The 19,149-nt window shown below is 32.2% G+C and carries 14 protein-coding genes; 5 read left to right on the plus strand and 9 right to left on the minus strand.

Annotated features, from left to right (window positions below; all coding sequences use genetic code 11):
* The first annotated feature begins 33 nt into the window (after positions 1–33).
* Positions 34–1,299 carry a tetratricopeptide repeat protein gene (locus tag KLA_RS15380; RefSeq protein WP_013621975.1) on the plus strand — a complete coding sequence of 422 codons (1,266 nt, stop codon included), beginning with the start codon at positions 34–36 and terminating at the stop codon, positions 1,297–1,299.
* A gap of 81 nt (positions 1,300–1,380) precedes the next feature.
* On the opposite strand, the gene KLA_RS15385 is transcribed toward KLA_RS15380, so the two are convergent.
* A complete protein-coding gene (locus KLA_RS15385) occupies positions 1,381–2,133 on the minus strand; it encodes an NlpC/P60 family protein (protein WP_034646820.1) in 753 nt (250 codons plus the stop codon).
* A gap of 23 nt (positions 2,134–2,156) precedes the next feature.
* On the minus strand, positions 2,157–3,332 hold the full coding sequence (locus tag KLA_RS15390) for an acetyl-CoA C-acyltransferase (RefSeq protein WP_013621977.1): 1,176 nt from the start codon (positions 3,330–3,332) through the stop codon (positions 2,157–2,159).
* A gap of 131 nt (positions 3,333–3,463) precedes the next feature.
* On the opposite strand from KLA_RS15390, the gene KLA_RS15395 reads away from it, so the two are divergent.
* From KLA_RS15395 to KLA_RS15410, 4 genes are read left to right on the plus strand one after another with little or no spacing between them, the layout of a single operon-like run.
* The gene (locus KLA_RS15395; protein ID WP_034646843.1) at positions 3,464–5,500 is read left to right on the plus strand and encodes an HD family phosphohydrolase; all 2,037 of its coding nucleotides are present in this window, start codon (positions 3,464–3,466) and stop codon (positions 5,498–5,500) included.
* A 41-nt stretch (positions 5,501–5,541) separates the two neighbouring features.
* Positions 5,542–6,021: a biotin/lipoyl-containing protein gene (locus KLA_RS15400; protein ID WP_013621979.1), complete on the plus strand. Its 480-nt coding sequence runs from the start codon at positions 5,542–5,544 to the stop codon at positions 6,019–6,021.
* Positions 6,022–6,023: 2 nt separating this feature from the next.
* The gene (gene accC / locus KLA_RS15405) at positions 6,024–7,502 is read left to right on the plus strand and encodes an acetyl-CoA carboxylase biotin carboxylase subunit (protein WP_034646822.1); all 1,479 of its coding nucleotides are present in this window, start codon (positions 6,024–6,026) and stop codon (positions 7,500–7,502) included.
* A gap of 1 nt (position 7,503) precedes the next feature.
* Positions 7,504–9,051: an acyl-CoA carboxylase subunit beta gene (locus tag KLA_RS15410; protein ID WP_013621981.1), complete on the plus strand. Its 1,548-nt coding sequence runs from the start codon at positions 7,504–7,506 to the stop codon at positions 9,049–9,051.
* Between the two features lie 69 nt (positions 9,052–9,120).
* On the opposite strand, the gene KLA_RS15415 is transcribed toward KLA_RS15410, so the two are convergent.
* The 7 genes from KLA_RS15415 to KLA_RS15445 all read right to left on the minus strand — a co-directional run bounded on the left by KLA_RS15415 (position 9,121) and on the right by KLA_RS15445 (position 19,026).
* A complete protein-coding gene (locus KLA_RS15415; RefSeq protein ID WP_034646824.1) occupies positions 9,121–10,554 on the minus strand; it encodes an alpha-amylase family glycosyl hydrolase in 1,434 nt (477 codons plus the stop codon).
* A gap of 2 nt (positions 10,555–10,556) precedes the next feature.
* Positions 10,557–11,519 carry an alpha/beta hydrolase gene (locus tag KLA_RS15420; RefSeq protein WP_034646826.1) on the minus strand — a complete coding sequence of 321 codons (963 nt, stop codon included), beginning with the start codon at positions 11,517–11,519 and terminating at the stop codon, positions 10,557–10,559.
* On the minus strand, positions 11,519–13,444 hold the full coding sequence (locus KLA_RS15425; protein ID WP_034646828.1) for a glycoside hydrolase family 13 protein: 1,926 nt from the start codon (positions 13,442–13,444) through the stop codon (positions 11,519–11,521). Before KLA_RS15425 ends, KLA_RS15420 begins: the two co-directional genes overlap by 1 nt.
* A 14-nt stretch (positions 13,445–13,458) precedes the next feature.
* The gene (locus KLA_RS15430) at positions 13,459–15,762 is read right to left on the minus strand and encodes a glycoside hydrolase family 65 protein (protein WP_034646829.1); all 2,304 of its coding nucleotides are present in this window, start codon (positions 15,760–15,762) and stop codon (positions 13,459–13,461) included.
* A 56-nt stretch (positions 15,763–15,818) separates the two neighbouring features.
* Complete coding sequence (gene pgmB, locus KLA_RS15435; RefSeq protein WP_034646832.1) at positions 15,819–16,475, minus strand: beta-phosphoglucomutase; 657 nt, start codon at positions 16,473–16,475, stop codon at positions 15,819–15,821.
* Between the two features lies 1 nt (position 16,476).
* Positions 16,477–17,853, minus strand: a complete 1,377-nt coding sequence (locus KLA_RS15440; protein WP_013621987.1) for an MFS transporter — start codon at positions 17,851–17,853, stop codon at positions 16,477–16,479.
* A 135-nt stretch (positions 17,854–17,988) separates the two neighbouring features.
* Positions 17,989–19,026 (minus strand): LacI family DNA-binding transcriptional regulator, encoded by a 1,038-nt coding sequence (locus KLA_RS15445; protein ID WP_013621988.1) that lies wholly within the window; start codon positions 19,024–19,026, stop codon positions 17,989–17,991.
* Positions 19,027–19,149: the final 123 nt, after the last annotated feature.

Genomic DNA, 19,149 nt, shown 5'->3' on the forward strand with positions numbered 1-19,149 from the left:
ATTTTTTACACTAATTATTTAATAGAAATTGAAATGAAAACTAAATTTTTAATATTAACAGCAGCAATGTCTTTTTCTGCAATGTCTTTTGCTCAAAAGAACGAAGTTAAAGCTGCTGATAAAGCATTAAAATCTGATAATGCAGCAGAAGCTAAAGCTGCTTTAGAAAAAGCAGAACCGTTATTAGGATCTGCAGACGCAAAAACAAAAGCGTTATACTACCTAGTTAAAGGTAAAACATACTCTAAATTAGCTAAATCTGGAGAAGAAGGTGCTTTTAAAAAATCTATAGCAGCTTTTAAAGATTTAATTGCTTACGAAGAAGAAGTAGGTAAAAAGAAATACACAGTAGAAGCTAAACAAGCAATGACTGGTATGACAGGAGATATTGTTAATGCAGCAATTAAAGATAACAACGAAAAAAAGTTTGATGCTGGTGCAGACAAATTATACCTAGCTTATAACTTAAGTAAAAAAGATACTGTTTACTTATTTTACGCCGCAAACAGTGCTGTAAATGCGCAGAATATGGAAAAAGCTCTTAAATATTACAATGAGCTAAAAGACATAAACTATGACGGTAGTGAAGTTAAGTACTCTGCAGTAAATATTGCAACAGGAGAAAGAGAAGAAATGGCTAAATCTCAAAGAGATTTAATGGTTAAGTCTAAGCAATACAAAGACCCTAAAGAGGAAAAGTCTCCATCTAGAAAAGCAGAGATAGTTAAAAATATAGCACTTATTTACACTCAATTAGGAGAAGATGAAAAAGCATTAGAAGCTTATAAAGATGCAAGAGCTAATAATCCTAGTGATGTAAACTTAATTTTAAACGAAGCTAACCTACAATATAAATTAGGTAACAAAGACAAGTTTAAAGAGTTAATGGCAGAAGCTACAAGAGTAGATCCTAACAATCCAGATTTATTTTACAACATTGGTGTAATAAATATGGAGCAAGAAAACATAGAAGAGGCAAGAGCTGCTTATGAAAAAGCAATTGAGCTTAACCCAGGTTATGTTAACGCACAATTAAACTTATCTACTACCTATGTTAACGAAGGTAACGGATTAATTGATGCTATGAATGCATTAGGTAGTTCTAGAGCAGATATAGCTAAGTATGATGAGTTAAAAGCTAAAAAAGATGGTTTGTTTAGAGAAGGAGCACAAATTTTAGAAGATGCTTTAAAACAAACTCCAGGTAACCAAGCGTTGTTATCACAGTTAAAAAACATTTACGGTGCATTAGGTGATACTGAAAACTTTATGCGTCTTAAAAAGTTATTAGGAGAATAATCTTTTTAATAACACAACATAAATAAAAAAGCCTTCAGAAATGAAGGCTTTTTTTATGCATTAAAGTAAACTAACTTTAGTTTAAATTATTTTTTTAATAACACGTAATTGGTGCGTATATTTTTTTAGTTCGGCATTAAAAATTCCTGTGTGGTCTATACGATCTATACGTACTTTACCGTGGCAGTGAATAATGTAGTTGTCTTGCATAATAATACCTACATGATCTATAATACCTTCTTTGTTGTCAAAAAAGGCTAAGTCACCAGGTTCACTTTCTTCAATAAAACTTAAAGGTTCTCCTTGTGTAGATTGTTCTTGCGCTGTACGCAATAACTTGTATCCATTTATTTTATAAACCATTTGTGTTAAGCCAGAACTATCTGTGCCAAAAGGAGTTTTTCCTCCGGCTAAATAAGGACTATTTAAATACAATAATGCGGTATTTACAAGTTTACTTTTACTTTGTATGCCTTGTATATAATTACCCTCAAAAGAATGATTTAATATAGGTATGCCATTTAAAACAGAACCTACAATAATTGGCATTAAATCGTTTTCTGATGCAGATATAAATGCAACTAAGTCAGAGCTTAGTGCTATATCTGTAGTAGCGTCTAGGGCATCATAATCATCTTCATCAATAAAGCTAAATTGATTGTTACTAACCCAAGCCTCTACACCATCAAAAGCAATTCTTATTCTACTCCAAAATTTACGATGCTCCAGAACCTTAAAATGGTCGCCATATAAAAGCTGAGCAACCATTTCTGAATTTTCTTCTGGAGTAAACCTTACAGGAACTATACTAAGATTACAAATACCGTATTGCATACAAATTGTTCTATTCCGCTATATTACGCTTTTTCTAAAACAATTGCAGAGGCACCACCACCACCATTACAAATAGCAGCTGCTCCAATTTTTCCGTTATTTTGTTCTAAAACACTAAGTAAAGTAATTACAATTCTAGCTCCAGAGCATCCTAACGGATGTCCTAAAGATACAGCCCCACCATTAACATTTACGTTGGAGTCATTTAAACCTAATATTTTCATATTGGCTAGGCCAACAACAGAAAATGCTTCGTTAAATTCAAAATAATCTACGTCTCCTATTTCTATACCTGCTTTTCCTAAAGCTTTTGGTAACGCTTTAGATGGTGCTGTTGTAAACCATTCTGGTTCGTGTGCAGCATCTGCATAACTTTTTATTTTAGCTAAAGGTGTTAGGTTTAATTCTTTTGCTTTATCTGCACTCATAAGTACAAGAGCAGCAGCACCATCATTTATGGTAGATGCGTTAGCAGCAGTTACAGTACCTTCTTTTGTAAAAGCAGGTCTTAATGCTGGTATTTTTTCTAGTTTAACGTTTTTAAATTCTTCATCTTCAGAAACTACAACTGGCTCACCTCTTCTTTGTGGTACTTCTACAGGTACAACTTCATTATTAAATTTCCCTTGTTCCCAAGCAGCTGCAGATCTTTTGTAAGACTGTATTGCAAAATTGTCTTGGTCTTCTCTACTAAATTCATATTCTGTAGCACATGCATCTGCACAAACGCCCATAGCGTTTTGGTCATAAGCATCTACTAAACCATCTTTTTGTAAACCATCTACTAATGATGTTGGTCCAAATTTTTGTCCGTTTCTTAAATGTACGTAGTGTGGCACCATACTCATATTTTCCATACCACCCGCAACAACAATATCATTATCACCTAAAGCAATAGATTGCGCAGCTTGCATTATAGTTTTCATTCCAGAAGCACAAACTTTGTTTACTGTTGTGCAAGGAACTGTGTTTGGTATACCAGCGTATATAGCCGCTTGCCTTGCAGGAGCTTGCCCTACACCAGCTTGTACTACATTACCCATTAATACTTCTTGAACCTGAGATGGCTCTAGTTTTATTTTATCTAATGCGCCTTTTATAGCAATTGCACCTAATTTAGGGGCTGCAACACTAGATAATGATCCTAAAAAACTCCCTATTGGAGTTCTTGCCATAGAAACTATAACAACATCTTTCATAAATTCTAAATTTTAGTGTTGCAAAATTAATAAATTAATGCACATAGAGTAGGGTTCTTTTGCCAAAACCATTATTTAAGCGCATAATTTTCTATTTTTGGAAAAAGTTACTTTTAACTACAAAATCTATCTTGGAGAAAATTTATAAAAATCAATCGTTACTATACAAGTGCTTTCTATACGTAGGTACCATATTTTTAATTGTATTTTTCTTTCCTAAAGGGGGAAAGTTTAAGTATGAGTTTCAAAAAGGAAAGCCATGGCAGTATGAAAATTTGTATGCACCTTTTGATTTTTCAATACAAAAAGATGTAGTAGAAATAGAAAAAGAAAAACAAGTAGTTAAAAATAACCATTTAGATTACTATACTTATAACCAAGACATAGTAGCATCGGTTACCAAAAATTACAATGCTAATTTTAGCAAAGTATTTAATAGTTTAGATCTTAACTCAGAAGAAAAAAGATATTTAAAGTCTGTAGGAGAAGAGATAATAAATACACTTTATTTAAATGGTATTATAAAGAAAAATAAGGTTGCTGCTAAAACTCAAAAGTTTTTTTTATTACGTAATAATGAAGCAAAAGAACTAAGCTTTAAAGAAGTTACAAGCATACAAAGTATAGATAAAGTAATAAACTCGGTTTTACGTAAAAAGCAGCTAACAACATATAACTCACAATTTAAAAAGCTATTTTTTAACATAGTAAAACCCAATGTTTTTTATAACGATAATATTTCTAAAAAAACATTGAATGAGGAGTTAGCCAAAATTTCTGTTACTCGTGGTACTATTGATGAAGGTAAGCTAATTATAGTTAAAGGAGAAGTAGTAGAGGCAGATAATTATAAAATATTAAACTCTTTAAAACAAGAGTATGAGTCTGAGCTTTGGACCGATAATAATTATTACATAATTGTATCTGGTTACACAATTTTGGTGGCTCTTGTATTGCTAATGTTGCTTTTGTTTTTAAAAAAATATAGGGCTTCAGTATTTAAAAATAATACTAAGGTTACTTTTATCTTTTTTAATATTTTACTAATGGTTTTTGTAACCACAATGGTTATAAAGTATAATGAGGCATACGTTTATGTAGTACCATTATGTATTTTACCTTTAATATTAAAAACATTTTTTGATGCCCGTTTAGGACTTTTTGTACATGTACTTACATTGTTAATTTTAGGGTTTGTTGTACCTAATAGTTTTGAGTATATTTTTCTTCAGATAATGGCGGGTATAGTTACTATTTTAACGGTATCTCAATTGTATAAAAGAGCTAATTTATTTATATCTGTAGGTCAAATTACTTTAATATATATAATAGGTTATTTTGCTTTTCATATTATACATGAGGGTAATTTAAATAATATGTATGCAATTACGTTTGGTGTATTTTTATTAAACGGAATGATTACTCTTTTTGTACAACCGCTTATTTATATTTACGAAAAGATTTTTGGATTAGTGTCAGACGTATCATTGTTAGAATTGTCAGATACTAACTCTAAACTTTTAAAAGAACTGTCTAACAAGGCTCCAGGTACATTTCATCATTCTTTACAAGTAGCAAATTTGGCAGAAGCAGCAGCACAGGAAATTGGTGCAAATGCTATGCTGGTAAGGGTAGGAGCATTGTATCATGATATTGGTAAAATGAATAATCCAACTTATTTTACAGAAAACCAAGTAACTAATGTAAATCCGCATAATGAGCATACGCCTATAGAGAGTGCTAAAATTATAATTAACCATGTTTTAGACGGAATAGAAATTGCACGTAAAAACAATTTGCCAGACCGTGTTATAGATTTTATTAGAGTGCACCACGGAACCTCTAAAGTGTATTACTTTTTTAAAAAACAGTCAGAGATTGATGAAGATGTAAACGAAGACGACTTTAAATATCCTGGGCCACTACCTTTTTCTAAGGAAACTGCAATTTTAATGATGGCAGATGCGGTAGAAGCAGCTTCAAAAAGTTTAAAAAATCCTACTTTTTTAATGATTGATGAGTTTGTAGATAAAATTATAGATGGACAAATGAGAGCCAATCAATTTTCTAATGCAAATATTACATTTAAAGAAATTGTAGAAATAAAAAAGGTGTTAAAATTAAAGTTAACCAATATTTATCATCTTAGAATTGAATATCCAGAATAAAAAATTCTAACTAAACACAAATATTTATAAACCATTATAGTATGAAAACATATGTTGTTTCAGTAAATGATGAAGAAATAACAGTAAATAGCAAAGAGGTTTCTAAGCTAAATATTGTTAAAGATTCAGATGAAGAATACCATATTTTAGAAGACAATAAAAAGTACAATGCTAAATTAATTAGCGCAAATTTTTTAGAAAAAACCTTAAAAGTTGAGGTTAATGGTAATAGTTATACAATTGCCATTGCAGATGAGTACGACCAGATGGTTAAAAAAATGGGCTTACTTGCTGTAAATACAAAAAAAGAGAAAAATATAAATGCTCCTATGCCAGGGCTTATTTTAGATATTTTGGTAACAGAAGGCCAAGAAGTTAAAGAAGGAGAGCAAGTTTTGGTTTTATCTGCTATGAAAATGGAAAATATTATTACGGCACCTAGTGATGGTGTGGTTAGTGTAGTAAATGTTGCTAAGGATGATGCTGTGGAAAAAGGACAATTATTAATAGAAATAGCATAAATATGAAAAAAATATTAGTTGCTAACAGAGGAGAAATTGCATTACGTGTTATGCGTTCTGCAAAAAAAATGGGAATTAAAACTGTAGCAGTTTTTTCTGAGGTAGATAGAGAAGCACCACACGTAAAATATGCAGATGAAGCTATTTGTTTAGGTGCTGCACCATCATCAGAGTCTTACTTGGTAATGGATAAAGTTATACAGGCAGCAAAAGATACTGCTGCAGATGGTATACACCCAGGTTACGGCTTTTTAAGTGAAAATGCAGAATTTGCAAAAAAAGTTACCAATGCAGGAATAACATTTATAGGTCCCAAACCCCACGCAATAGAAGTAATGGGCAATAAACTAGCAGCAAAAGAAGCTGTTAAAGATTATAATATTCCTATGGTACCTGGTATTGAAGAAGCTATTACAGATGTAGACTTAGCAACTAAAATAGCTAAAGAAATAGGTTTCCCTATTTTAATTAAAGCAGCAGCTGGTGGTGGCGGAAAAGGAATGCGTGTTGTAGAAAATATAGAAGAACTAGCAGACCAAATGAAACGTGCAATTAGTGAGGCAGAATCTGCGTTTGGAGATGGTTCTGTTTTTATAGAAAAGTACGTAGCATCACCAAGGCATATAGAAATTCAGGTTTTAGCAGATAATCACGGTAATGTAGTGCACTTATTTGAACGCGAATGTAGCATACAACGTAGACATCAAAAAGTTGTAGAAGAAGCACCATCTGTTGTATTAACACCTGCCATTAGAGAGGCTATGGGAGATGCAGCAATTAAAGTAGCAAAAGCCTGTGACTATGTTGGTGTTGGTACAGTAGAATTTTTATTAGATGCTGATAAAAATTTCTATTTTTTAGAAATGAATACACGTTTGCAAGTAGAACACCCAGTTACAGAACTAATTACAGGTGTAGACTTGGTAGAGCAACAAATTAAAGTTGCTAGAAATGAAACGCTACAAATTACTCAAAACGATTTAAAAATTAAAGGTCACGCTGTAGAAGTTAGGGTGTATGCAGAAGATCCCTTGGATAACTTTATGCCTAGTATTGGTACTTTATCAACCTATAAAAGACCAAGAGGTAAAGGTATACGTTTAGATGATGGTTTTGAAGAAGGTATGGAAATACCAATTTATTACGATCCTATGTTATCTAAATTGATAACCTACGGAGATACCAGAGAAGAAGCAATACAATTAATGCTTTCTGCTATTGAAAATTATAAAATTGAAGGAGCATCTACAACCTTGTCTTTTGGTAAGTTTGTTTGTGAGCATCCTGCATTTTTATCTGGAGATTTTGATACACATTTTGTTAAAAAATACTATTCTGCAGATAAGTTAATAGCTGCTCGTTTACCAGAACATAAAGTGGCGGGCTTATTTGGCGTGCACTTGTTTAATGAGTACACTAAAGTTGTAAAAACGCCAGAACAACAAACTTCCAATTGGAGAACTAACAGAAATACAAAGTAAAATGGGAGAGCAAAGCAAAGAAAATATATTACAGTCTAAAATAGATTTAGCTAAATTAGGCGGTGGCAAAACACGTATAGAAAAACAACACGCTAAAGGTAAATTAACTGCCCGTGAGCGTATTCATTTTTTGTTAGACGAAGGTTCTTTTGAAGAAATGGGTATTTTAGTAACCCACAGAACGTCTGATTTTGGTATGGACAAACAACAGTTTTATGGAGATGGTGTTGTAACTGGTTACGGAACAATAAATGGTAGACAGGTTTGTGTTTTTGCACAAGATTTTACTGTTTTTGGCGGTGCATTATCTGAGACTCACGCAGAAAAAATATGTAAAATTATGGATATGGCTATGAAAATAGGTGTGCCTGTAATTGGATTAAATGATAGTGGAGGAGCAAGAATACAAGAAGGTGTACGCTCTTTAGGTGGTTATGCAGATATTTTTCATAGAAATGTAATGTCTTCAGGTGTTATTCCTCAAATTTCGGCAATAATGGGGCCTTGTGCAGGTGGTGCTGTTTACTCGCCAGCTATGACAGATTTTACACTTATGGTAGAAAACTCTAGCTATATGTTTGTAACTGGGCCAAATGTTGTAAAAACAGTGACTAATGAAGAGGTAACCTCAGAGGAATTAGGAGGCGCAAAAACACACGCTACAAAATCTGGTGTAACACACGTTACTGCTGCCAATGATATAGAATGTATTAGCCAAATTAAGCAAATGATTAGCTATATGCCTCAAAACTGTGAGGATAAACCAGCTAAGCTTCCTTATACTTTGGGTGATGAAATTAGAGAAGAATTAGAAACTATGGTTCCAGCAAATGCAAATCAGCCTTATGATATGCGTACCGTTATAAACGGAATTATAGATAAAGAATCTTTTTTTGAAATTCATAAAGATTACGCAGATAATTTAGTTGTTGGTTTTGCACGCTTAGCAGGTAGGAGTATAGGTATTGTAGCTAACCAGCCAATGAGTTTGGCTGGAGTATTAGATGTAGAAAGCTCTAAAAAAGGAGCTCGTTTTACACGTTTTTGTGATTGTTTTAATATTCCGCTAGTTGTACTAGTAGACGTACCAGGATTTTTACCAGGTACGGACCAAGAATGGAATGGCATAATTACTAACGGAGCTAAATTATTATATGCATTAAGTGAAGCAACAGTGCCAAAAGTAACTGTTATTACGCGTAAAGCTTATGGTGGGGCATATGATGTTATGAACTCTAAACATATAGGTGCAGATATGAACTATGCTTGGCCTGGAGCAGAAATAGCAGTAATGGGAGCTAAAGGAGCTAGTGAAATTATTTTTAGGAAAGAAATACAAGCTGCAGACGACCCAGTAGCTAAACTTGCAGAAAAAGAACAAGAGTATGCAGATACTTTTGCAAACCCATATAGTGCAGCCCAAAGAGGATTTATAGACGAGGTTATTTTGCCAAAAGATACTCGTAAAAAACTTATAAAAGCTATGGCTATGTTAGAGGATAAGGTTGTAAACGTACCTAAACGTAAGCACGGTAATATTCCGTTATAAGTATATTTGAAAAAGTAAAATCGCCAATTTTTATTAAAATTGGCGATTTTTTAATGCGTGTTATTTTTATTATTTAGCAGTCAAAATATGGTATTCCCAAGGTGCTAATGTTAAGCTTTTTTCTTCATTAATATTAAAATCAGTACTAGAAATATAATCTGTAAAGTCTCCTGTAATACTAACAGTAACGTTTTGTTCTTTATCAGTTAAGTTAGCTATAAAATATACTGTTTCACTATTTTTTTCTCTTTTAAAAGCTAAAACAGCTTCATTTTTAGAGGTTTGTATTCTAGTGTAATTTGCAGCTTTTTTACCACCATTTAAAGCTGAATTGCTATTTTTTAGTTCACCTAATTTTTCTAATAAGGCAAAATATTCACCTTTAGTTTTAGGTATGGTATCTTTTTCAAAAAAACGTAATCTGTGTGCCATATCATATTCCTGTCCAGAATATATTAATGGCATTCCTGGCATAAGGTATGTTAATGCAGTAAATACTTCTTTGTTGTTTGGCATTCTTTCTAATAAAGTACCATTCCAAGAGTTTTCGTCATGGTTTGTAACAAAGTTCATATTAATGTCATCTGCTTCTAAAATAGTATCTAGTTTTACCATATAGTCATCAAACTTAGTAACGTTGGCTTCACCTTTAGCTATTTCATTAAAAATATGATGAACCTCCCAGCCGTATTGCATGTCAAAACCATTTTGTAGCAAATCTGGTTGTTCTGCTTCCGCTAGCATAAAAACAGGTTTTACAGTTTTCATTTCTTTTATAGCGGTATTAAAAAAGTCTACAGGTACTTTGTGTGCAACATCCATTCTAAAGCCGTCTATATCTGCTTTTTCTACCCAAAATTTCATATCACTAATCATTTCCTTGCGCATTTCTTCATTGTCGTAATTTAAATCAGCAACGTCTGTCCATCCCCATGATTCTCCTGTTTCTGGGTTTATTGGATCTATAATTTCTCCTTGTTCATTTTGAGTGTAATATTCTGGATGGTCTGTAATCCAAGGATGATCCCAACCTGTATGGTTTGGTACCCAATCTACAATAACTAAAATACCATTGTCATGTGCAGTGGTTACCATATTTTTAAAGTCATCAAACGTTCCAAACTCAGGGTTTATAGCTTTATAGTCAGATACTGAGTAGTAGCTACCTAAGTATTTTTTACGCTCTTCTTCGTCTTTAATATCGCTAGTAAACTGTCCGTCTGTAGCTTTACGTTTAATTTTAGATATAGGATTAATTGGCATTACCCAAATAACTTTAACTCCAAGTTTTTTAAGTACAGGAATGTCTTTTGTAAAAGCATTAAACGTACCTTCTGGTGAGTATTGGCGAATGTTGGCTTCGTAAATAACACCATCTTCCATAACTTCTGTTACAGCAATTGGTTCTTTTTCTACAATTACATTGTTTTCTTCTTTTTTAACTTTTTCCTTGCAGGATATTACTACTGCAAATAAGGATAAAATTGTAATTATTTTTTTCATTTTTAATTGTTTTTAAGTAAAAAAGTTAGTGGTATTTTTATGCGTTTTTGCCAAGAGTTTTCACTATGGTTTTCGCCTTCAAATTTTAGATTTTTATAATTTTTTTGTGTGTAGCCATTTTTTAAATAAATACTATCTACAGTGTTTGCATATTTTAGGTAGTAAGCATCTAGAGTTTCTGTGCCATAGTCAAAATACAATTTATGTGTTTTAGAGTCTGGTATATTAGATGCTGCATACTTAAAAATTAAATTAGGTAGCACATTATTGTCCATAGGCTTAAAGCCTAGCCAATGCGTAGATAAACAAGCAGCTCCGCCAAATATATTTGGATATTCTGATATGGCATACATAGACATTAAACCTCCCATACTAGATCCCATAACAAATGTATTTTTGGCATCTTTTTTTACAGAGAATGATGTGTCTATTATTGGTTTTAGCTCGGTAACCATAAATTTTAAATACTGGTCTCCAGTAAGCTTGTCAATATCAAAATTATCGTTTTTAAAATCTTGTACTAATGATTTGTTTATAGCGCTTACGTTGTTTGTTATTGCTTTTTTGGGAAACAAATCTTGCCATCTTAATTCCGCTATATTATGTACAGCAACAACTATAAATTTTTTAATGTTTTTATCATTATTTAATTTAGCAGCTACTTCGTCTACTTTCCATTCTTGTTTATTCCATGTTGTGGTGCTGTCAAACAACATTTGGCCATCATGCATATAAATAACAGCATATTCCTCTTTGGTAGTATAATTATTAGGTAGCCAAACATCTACTGGTCTAGGTGTTATGTATTTAGACGCTATATTATTTAGCCTTACCAGTTTTCCACTAGCTAAATTTATTTGTTCTACTTCAGCAAATGGTAAATTAGTTTTTACTTCTTCAGTTTTTTGTTTGTTTGTACAAGAAAGTAAACAGCCTAGTATAAAAATATATAATATTGGTTTCATTATTTTTTTAGCTTATTGGTAGTTAGTATGTAACATCCTTTTTTAGGAAGTGTTATATTATTGTCCCAAACTAAAGTTTCGCCAGTAAAAATATTGGTTACTTTTTTACCATCTAAACCAACCTCTTTAAACCTAGAAAGATCTAATTGGTATGGATCTTCATTTTTATTTAAAATGATGGTAACTATTTCATTATTTAAAATTCTAAATAACACATAAATACCATTTTGAGGTGCAAAATGTATGGTTTTTCCTTTGTGTATGGCTTTGCTTTGTTTTCTGAAATTTAGCAGGTTACTCATAAAACGCTGCATTTCTTTTTGATTATTAGTTAAGCCTTTACCGGTAAATGCATTTGTTGTATCTGTATCCCATCCGCCAGGAAAATCTGTTCGTATTAATCCATGATCTCCTGGTTTAGCAGTGTTCTGCATTAATATTTCTGTACCGTAATAAAACTGAGGAATACGTGGTAGGAATGCTAAATAAGCAACAGCCATTTTTGTGTTTTCTACATTTTCATTAAGTTGAGTATAAACGCGGTCCATATCATGGTTATCTAAAAAAGCCATAATATCTATAGGAGACTGATATGCAAAATCATTAGCTAATCCTTCATATGTTTTTATAAATCCTGTTCCCCAAGTTTCATCTTCGTTTAAAGCGTCTATAATATTTTTTTGCATAGCAAAATCCATTGTAGAGGTTAAGTTAGACTCATAACCATCTTTATTAGGATTATTTTTTTGCCAATATGCAATTAATAAAGGATTGTAACTCCATTCTTCTCCTACTATTGAAAAATTTGGATATTCTTCCATAATAGTTCCAGCCCAATTAGCCATAAAGTCTTTATCTGGGTAAGGGTATGTGTCTTGACGAATACCTCCTAACTCTAAAGTCTCTATCCACCAAATACTATTTTGAATAATATAAGTTGCTAAAAAAGGATTACGTTGGTTAAGATCTGGCATATGATTACCAAACCAACCGTCTGTCATTTCTTTTTTATCTGCTTTAGAGGCATATATGTCTTGGTTACTTGTTCTTTTGTGGTTTGCTATAGTTACAGGTTTATTATTTATAAATTTGTCTTGATAATTTACCCAATCTTTAAATGGTAAATCTTTCATCCACCAGTGCTCTAACCCACAATGGTTAGCCACTTGATCCATTATTAATTTAATTCCTTTTTCTTTAGATTTTATAGCTAATTGCTTGTACTCATCTAAAGTTCCAAACCTAGGATCTACGCCATAAAAATCTGTAATTGCATATCCGTGGTACGATTGTTTTGGCATATTATTAGTTAATAAAGGACTAGGCCATATGGCTGTAAAACCTAAGGAGTCTATATACTCTAAATGTGTAGTAATTCCTTTAATATCTCCACCGTGCCTTGCATAGTCATCTGTACGATCTATATTTTTCTCAAGTAAAGAACTATTTATGTCATTAGAAGTATCTGCGTTAGCAAACCTATCTGGAGTAATTAAATAAACTGCATCTGCACTAGAAAAACCTATATAATCTTCAGCTTTTTTAACTCTGTTTTTAAGTTCATAAGTTTTCGTTTTTGTAGCGCCATCTTCAGATGTAAAATCAATATTAAATAAGCCTGCTTTTGCTGTTTCACTAATCTCTACATCAATAAACAAATAATTAGGACTATCTGCTTTAGTTACTTTTTTTATAGAAATACCTGTTTTAGAAATCTTTGGAGTACTATTGGCTATATTAGGATTTTTAACCAATAATTGCAGTTTGTTGTTTTTAAAACCTACCCACCAATGTGGAGGCTCTACACGTTCTATATCATTAGAAACTGTAATAGGAGCTTCTTCTTGTTTCTGTTCCTTTTTAGGAGAACAAGAAACAAAAAGAGCAAAAACTAATACAAAAACACTTAAAAATCCTTTTTTCATAGCTTAAATAGTTTTTATGCGGTAATTAAGTTATTTTGATTAATAGTTATAGACTTACCATTAATCATTAACGTAAGCTCTTCTCCTTTTAATAGTTCAAAAGTATTTTTATTTTGTGTTACACTTACTTTAATAGTGTGGTTTCTAAAATTCACTTTAAATGAATAACCATCCCATTCTTTAGGTATTTTAGGGCTAAAAGATAAAGTGTTATTGCGTACGCGCATACCACCAAAACCTTCTATAATGCTCATCCAAGTACCAGCCATAGATGTAATATGTAAGCCTTCTTCTACCTCTTTGTTGTAATCATCTAAATCTAGTCTAGATGTTCTTAAGTAAAAACTATATGCTTGGTCCATACGGTCTAACTTTGCGGCTAAAATACTATGTACACAAGGAGAAAGTGAACTTTCATGTACTGTAAAAGGTTCATAAAAATCAAAATGACGCTCTATCTCTTCAATAGTAAAATTGTCTTCAAATAAATAAAAACCCTGTAAAGTATCTGCTTGTTTTATATATGGTGAACGTAAAATTCTGTCCCAAGACCATTTCTGATTAATAGGGCGTTGAGAATTTTTTAAGCTAGAAGCCGGAGTTAGTTCTTTATCTAAAAAACCGTCTTGTTGTAAAAATACATTATGCTCCTCAGAAAACGGAAAATACATATTATCTGCAACGTCTTTCCATTTTTTAATTTCATCGGAATTTAAATTAACTTTAGACATTATACGGTCATAATCTGAAGCATAATTTTCTTTAATATTAGCAATAGTTTCTACGGTATAATTAATACACCATTGCGCCATATAGTTTGTATACCAGTTATTATTTATATTGTTCTCATACTCATTAGGGCCAGTAACACCAAGAATAACATATTTATTTTGCTTGGTAGAAAAAGTAGCTCTTTGGTGCCAAAAGCGTGCAATTCCAATAAGAACTTCTAATCCTTTTTCTGGAATGTAACTGTAGTCTCCCGTGTATCTGTAATAATTGTAAATAGCAAAAGCAATGGCACCGTTTCTGTGTATTTCCTCAAAAGTTATTTCCCACTCGTTATGGCATTCTTCGCCATTCATAGTTACCATTGGGTACAATGCAGCTCCGTTAGAAAAATCTAACTTTTCTGCATTCTCTATTGCTTTTTCTAGGTGATTGTATCTGTATGCTAATAAATTACGACCAACATTTTGGTCTTTAGTAGCCATATAAAAAGGCAAACAATAAGCCTCTGTGTCCCAGTACGTACTACCGCCATATTTTTCGCCAGTAAAACCTTTAGGTCCAATATTTAGCTGTGCATCTGTACCTAAATATGTTTGGTTTAACTGAAAAATGTTAAAACGGATACCTTGCTGCGCTTTAACATCACCGTTAATGGTAATATCTGATGTTTCCCAGATTGTTGCCCATGCATTTTTTTGAGATTCTAATAAAGCATTAAAACCAGTAGAAGTAGCTTTTTCTAAAGCTTTTGTAGCAGCAGAAATAAGCTTGTCTTTAGGGTGGTTTCTATCTACAGTATACCCAGCAAATTTGTGTATAGTAAAAGAAGATTTTGCATCTACATCTGCAGTGTAATTGTATGTAATTTTATTTTCTAGCTTTTCTATTTTAGGAGTAATATCTGTTTTTTTATCATTTAAAAAACACTCAGACTCCATAAAAGTACAGGTGTTAAACTCTGTTTTTAAAGTATGTGCCTCTATAAATGCTTTATTGTCTTTAGAATTTATGCTAGTTATTTCCCAAAATTTATCATCCCAGTTGGTGTCTTCATTGGTAATGCCTGCATCTAAATAAGGACTATACGTTATTGTTGCATCTACGTTTACAGGAGTAATGGTGTAATTAATAGCACCAACTTCATCTAAAGTTAAACTTAAAAAGCGTTTTGTTTTTACAGTAACAACTACATTATTTTTTAGGGTAGCGGTAAAAGTTCTAGACAGCCAACCTTCTTGCATATTTAACTCTCTCTTAAAATTATCTACTTTACACGTAAATAAATCCAGATTTTCTCCGTTAACTTGCACGTTAATACCAATCCAATTTGGAGCATTTAATACTTTTGCAAAATACTCTGGATACCCTTTTTTCCACCAACCAACTTTAGTTTTATCTGGGTAATAAACACCCGCAATGTAGCTCCCCTGAAACGTTGGTCCTGAGTAGTATTCTTCAAAATTTGCTCTTTGTCCCATTGCACCGTTTCCAATGCTAAACAAGCTTTCTGAAGATTTAACTCTGTCTGTATTAAAACCTTCTTCTATGATAGACCAGTTGTTTGGTATGATATAATCTTGATTCATAATTTCTTATGCTATTGATTCTTGTAAATAGTACTTTTAGTAAGTTAGTATCTACCTTATTTTTTTATTAATTCTTGTATAAAGTCTGATGAAATTTCTGTAAAATCTTTAAAAACGTAATCTGCTTCATGTAAAACAGAAGCATCTCCAATACCAATGCTAATCATATTTGCAGCATTGGCGGCTTTAATACCAGCAGTGGCATCTTCAAAAACAATACAATTTTCTGGAGCTATAGAAAGTGCCTTTGCAGCATTTAAAAACACCTCAGGATCTGGTTTACCTTTAGTAACCCCATTACCATCTATAATGGCACTAAACTTTTGTATTAGATGTACTTTTTGTAAAATAACCTCTGCGTTTTTACTTGCCGAACCTAAAGCAATACCTTGTTTTTGTTTTTCTAAAAGCTCTAAAACTCTAGGTACATCTGGTAAAATTTCTGAAGCGTCCATTTTTTCTATATGCAGTAAATAATCTTCATTTTTTTTAGCCATTAAGCCAGTAAACTCTTCGTTATCTAGAGTAATATTACCCCAGCTAAGTATTTTTTCTAAAGATTTTACTCTGCTAACACCTTTTAGTTGCTCATTTTGTTCATGAGTAAATTCAACACCAATAGAATTAGCTAGTTTTTGCCAAGCTAAAAAATGGTATTTGGCTGTATCTACAATAACGCCATCTAGGTCAAATATGAATCCTTTTCTTTTCATTTTATTCTTCTATTGTTTGATAAGAAATTGCACTTTTTTCGGTAATTAAGAAGTTGCATAAACCAGCAATAATTAAGCTTATACCAGCAATAATCATTGCATTTATAGCGCCTTCTCCTAATAAATTAGAGATAATATTTATGCCACCTATAGCAGCAATAATTTGAGGTATAACTATAAACATGTTAAAAATGCCCATAAAAACCCCCATTCTTTTAGGGTCTACAGCACTAGAAAGCATAGCATATGGCATAGATAAAATACTACCCCAAGCAAAGCCAATTAGTATAAAACATAAGGTTAAATATTCTGGAGACGGAATAAAATACATTAACAAAAAGCCAACACCACCAATAATTAAAGAGCACATATGTACTATTTTTCTATTGATTCTTTTTCTAGAAGTATACAATACTAATATTAGGGCAAATGCCATAGATGATAAACCATAAGTTCCCATATAAGAACCTACTAAGTTTGATGATTTCTGGAACGCCTCATTAGTAGTATTAAAAGCAAGTAAATCTTCAGCTATCTCCATATTATAATTAGCCTCTACTGGAGCAGGTGTATTAAAAACGTGTTCTGTTAGTGCTGGGTTAGCCATACTCCACATTGTAAAAAAGGCAAACCAGCTAAAAAACTGAATTACACCTAACTTTTTCATAGTAGAAGGCATATTGCCAATATTGTTTATGATATCTGAAATAAACTGATTTTTTTTAGCCTTTTCTCTTTTAAATTCTTCCATATCTTCTGGCGGATACTCCGATGTAGTAAATATGGTGTACAGTATGCTAATTAAAAATACAACCGCACCTATGGCAAATGCTACTTTTACAGACATTGGTACCACTCCAGAAGGAGCAGCATCACTTACACCAAGTTTAGATACCATCCAGGGTAAATTACTGGCAACCCAAGTACCAATACCAATAATTAATGTTTGTATAACAAAACCGTAAGAGCGTTGTGAGTCTGGCAATTTATCTGCTACTAAAGCCCTAAAAGGTTCCATAGAAACATTAATTGACGCATCTAAAATCCATAAAAAACCAGCGGCAATCCACAAAACAGGAGAGTGTGGTACTAAAAATAAAGCTAGGGAACTTAAAATAGCACCAATTAAAAAATAAGGTTTTCTTCTTCCCCAACGTGCGCTCCAAGTACGGTCACTTAAATAACCAATAATTGGTTGTACAACCAGTCCTGTTAAAGGAGCGGCAATCCATAAAAGAGGTATAGCATCTTTTTCTGCACCTAGCGTCTGAAAAATTCTGGACATAAAACCGCCTTGTAGGGCAAATCCAAATTGAATTCCCAGGAACCCGAAACTCATGTTCCAGATCTGCCAGAAACCAAGTTTCTGTTTTTCCATAATGTAAATATTTAGTATAAAAATACAGCGCCAGTTTTTGTGTCAGTGTGGCGTGTATAGGGTGCGAAGTATAAAAATATTAAGTGTTAAGTTTAATATTTTGATGGGGTAAAGATATAAAATTTTTAATACAGATTACAAAACTGTATTTTTTTCTGATGATTTTCTAACAATTAAATCGGTAGAAATAACTTTACGTTGGTATTCTTTATTTGCTGTTTTGTTTTGAATACGATCTAACAATAATTCTGCAGCGTGCTCGCCAATTGTAATACCGTGTTGGTCTATTGTAGATAAAGAAGGTGTTGAGAATGAAGATATTAATCCGTCTGTAAACCCAACAACACAAAGTTCATTAGGAATTTGTAAATCTTTTTCTTTAGCTATTTTTATAACATTTGCAGCATAAATTTCATTTACAGCAACAATACCATCATAACTTAAATTAGAGTTGTGCATAAATGTGCTTATTTGTTTGGTAATGCTAGAGTTGTCGTTTACTTTAAAAATAAGATTTTCATCTATAGCAATTCCTTTTTCTTCTAAAGCTCTTTTGTAGCCAATTGTGCGTAATGCACCAACATTTACGTGGTCTGGAGTAGATAATATAGCTATTTTTTTACAACCAACATTAAGCAAATGTTTGGTTGCTTTGTAGCCACCTCCAATGTCGTCTACAATAACTTTGTCACAATCTATTTTATCAGAAATTCTATCAAATAAAACTAAGGGAATATTGTAATCTTTTAATTCATTAAAATGCTCAAAGTCGCCTTTTTCTAAGGTTTCTTTAGCTATAGAAACAAGCAAGCCATCTACGCTTCCATTAGCCATCATTTGTATGTTTAACTTTTCTTTTTCATAAGATTCATTAGATAAGCATATCATAACATTGTAATCTCTGCCGTTAGCAATTTTTTCAATACCACTAATAACTCTAGAAAAAAAATGGTGCACAATTTCTGGAATAATTACGCCAATTACCATAGTTTTATTATTACGTAATTTTTGAGCAAGCATATTAGGCTTGTAATGATACAAGTCTGCAAAGGCTTTAACTTTTTTACGTGTTTCTTCACTAATTTCTGGACTATTTTTTAATGCTCTAGATACTGTAGAAGAAGACACACCTAGCTCTTTTGCAATGTCTTTTATGGTAATTTTGGCTTTCATAATATAAAGATACAACGTTTGTAAACATCAATTAAGTATTAACTCTAAATTGATAATACCTAATTTTTAATAGCAAATAAATAACAATCTATTAAAATTGGAGTCATTTTTTATGATAAAAAC

The organism is Cellulophaga geojensis KL-A, assembly GCF_000568425.1.
GTDB lineage: Bacteria > Bacteroidota > Bacteroidia > Flavobacteriales > Flavobacteriaceae > Cellulophaga > Cellulophaga lytica.

Coding starts and splice junctions, on each gene's coding strand:
- KLA_RS15380 (WP_013621975.1), top strand. CDS start 34: ATGAAAACTAAATTTTTAATATTAACAGCAGCAATGTCTTTTTCTGCA.
- KLA_RS15385 (WP_034646820.1), bottom strand. CDS start 2,133: ATGCAATACGGTATTTGTAATCTTAGTATAGTTCCTGTAAGGTTTACT.
- KLA_RS15390 (WP_013621977.1), bottom strand. CDS start 3,332: ATGAAAGATGTTGTTATAGTTTCTATGGCAAGAACTCCAATAGGGAGT.
- KLA_RS15400 (WP_013621979.1), top strand. CDS start 5,542: ATGAAAACATATGTTGTTTCAGTAAATGATGAAGAAATAACAGTAAAT.
- accC (WP_034646822.1), top strand. CDS start 6,024: ATGAAAAAAATATTAGTTGCTAACAGAGGAGAAATTGCATTACGTGTT.
- KLA_RS15410 (WP_013621981.1), top strand. CDS start 7,504: ATGGGAGAGCAAAGCAAAGAAAATATATTACAGTCTAAAATAGATTTA.
- KLA_RS15415 (WP_034646824.1), bottom strand. CDS start 10,554: ATGAAAAAAATAATTACAATTTTATCCTTATTTGCAGTAGTAATATCC.
- KLA_RS15420 (WP_034646826.1), bottom strand. CDS start 11,519: ATGAAACCAATATTATATATTTTTATACTAGGCTGTTTACTTTCTTGT.
- KLA_RS15425 (WP_034646828.1), bottom strand. CDS start 13,444: ATGAAAAAAGGATTTTTAAGTGTTTTTGTATTAGTTTTTGCTCTTTTT.
- KLA_RS15430 (WP_034646829.1), bottom strand. CDS start 15,762: ATGAATCAAGATTATATCATACCAAACAACTGGTCTATCATAGAAGAA.
- pgmB (WP_034646832.1), bottom strand. CDS start 16,475: ATGAAAAGAAAAGGATTCATATTTGACCTAGATGGCGTTATTGTAGAT.
- KLA_RS15440 (WP_013621987.1), bottom strand. CDS start 17,853: ATGGAAAAACAGAAACTTGGTTTCTGGCAGATCTGGAACATGAGTTTC.
- KLA_RS15445 (WP_013621988.1), bottom strand. CDS start 19,026: ATGAAAGCCAAAATTACCATAAAAGACATTGCAAAAGAGCTAGGTGTG.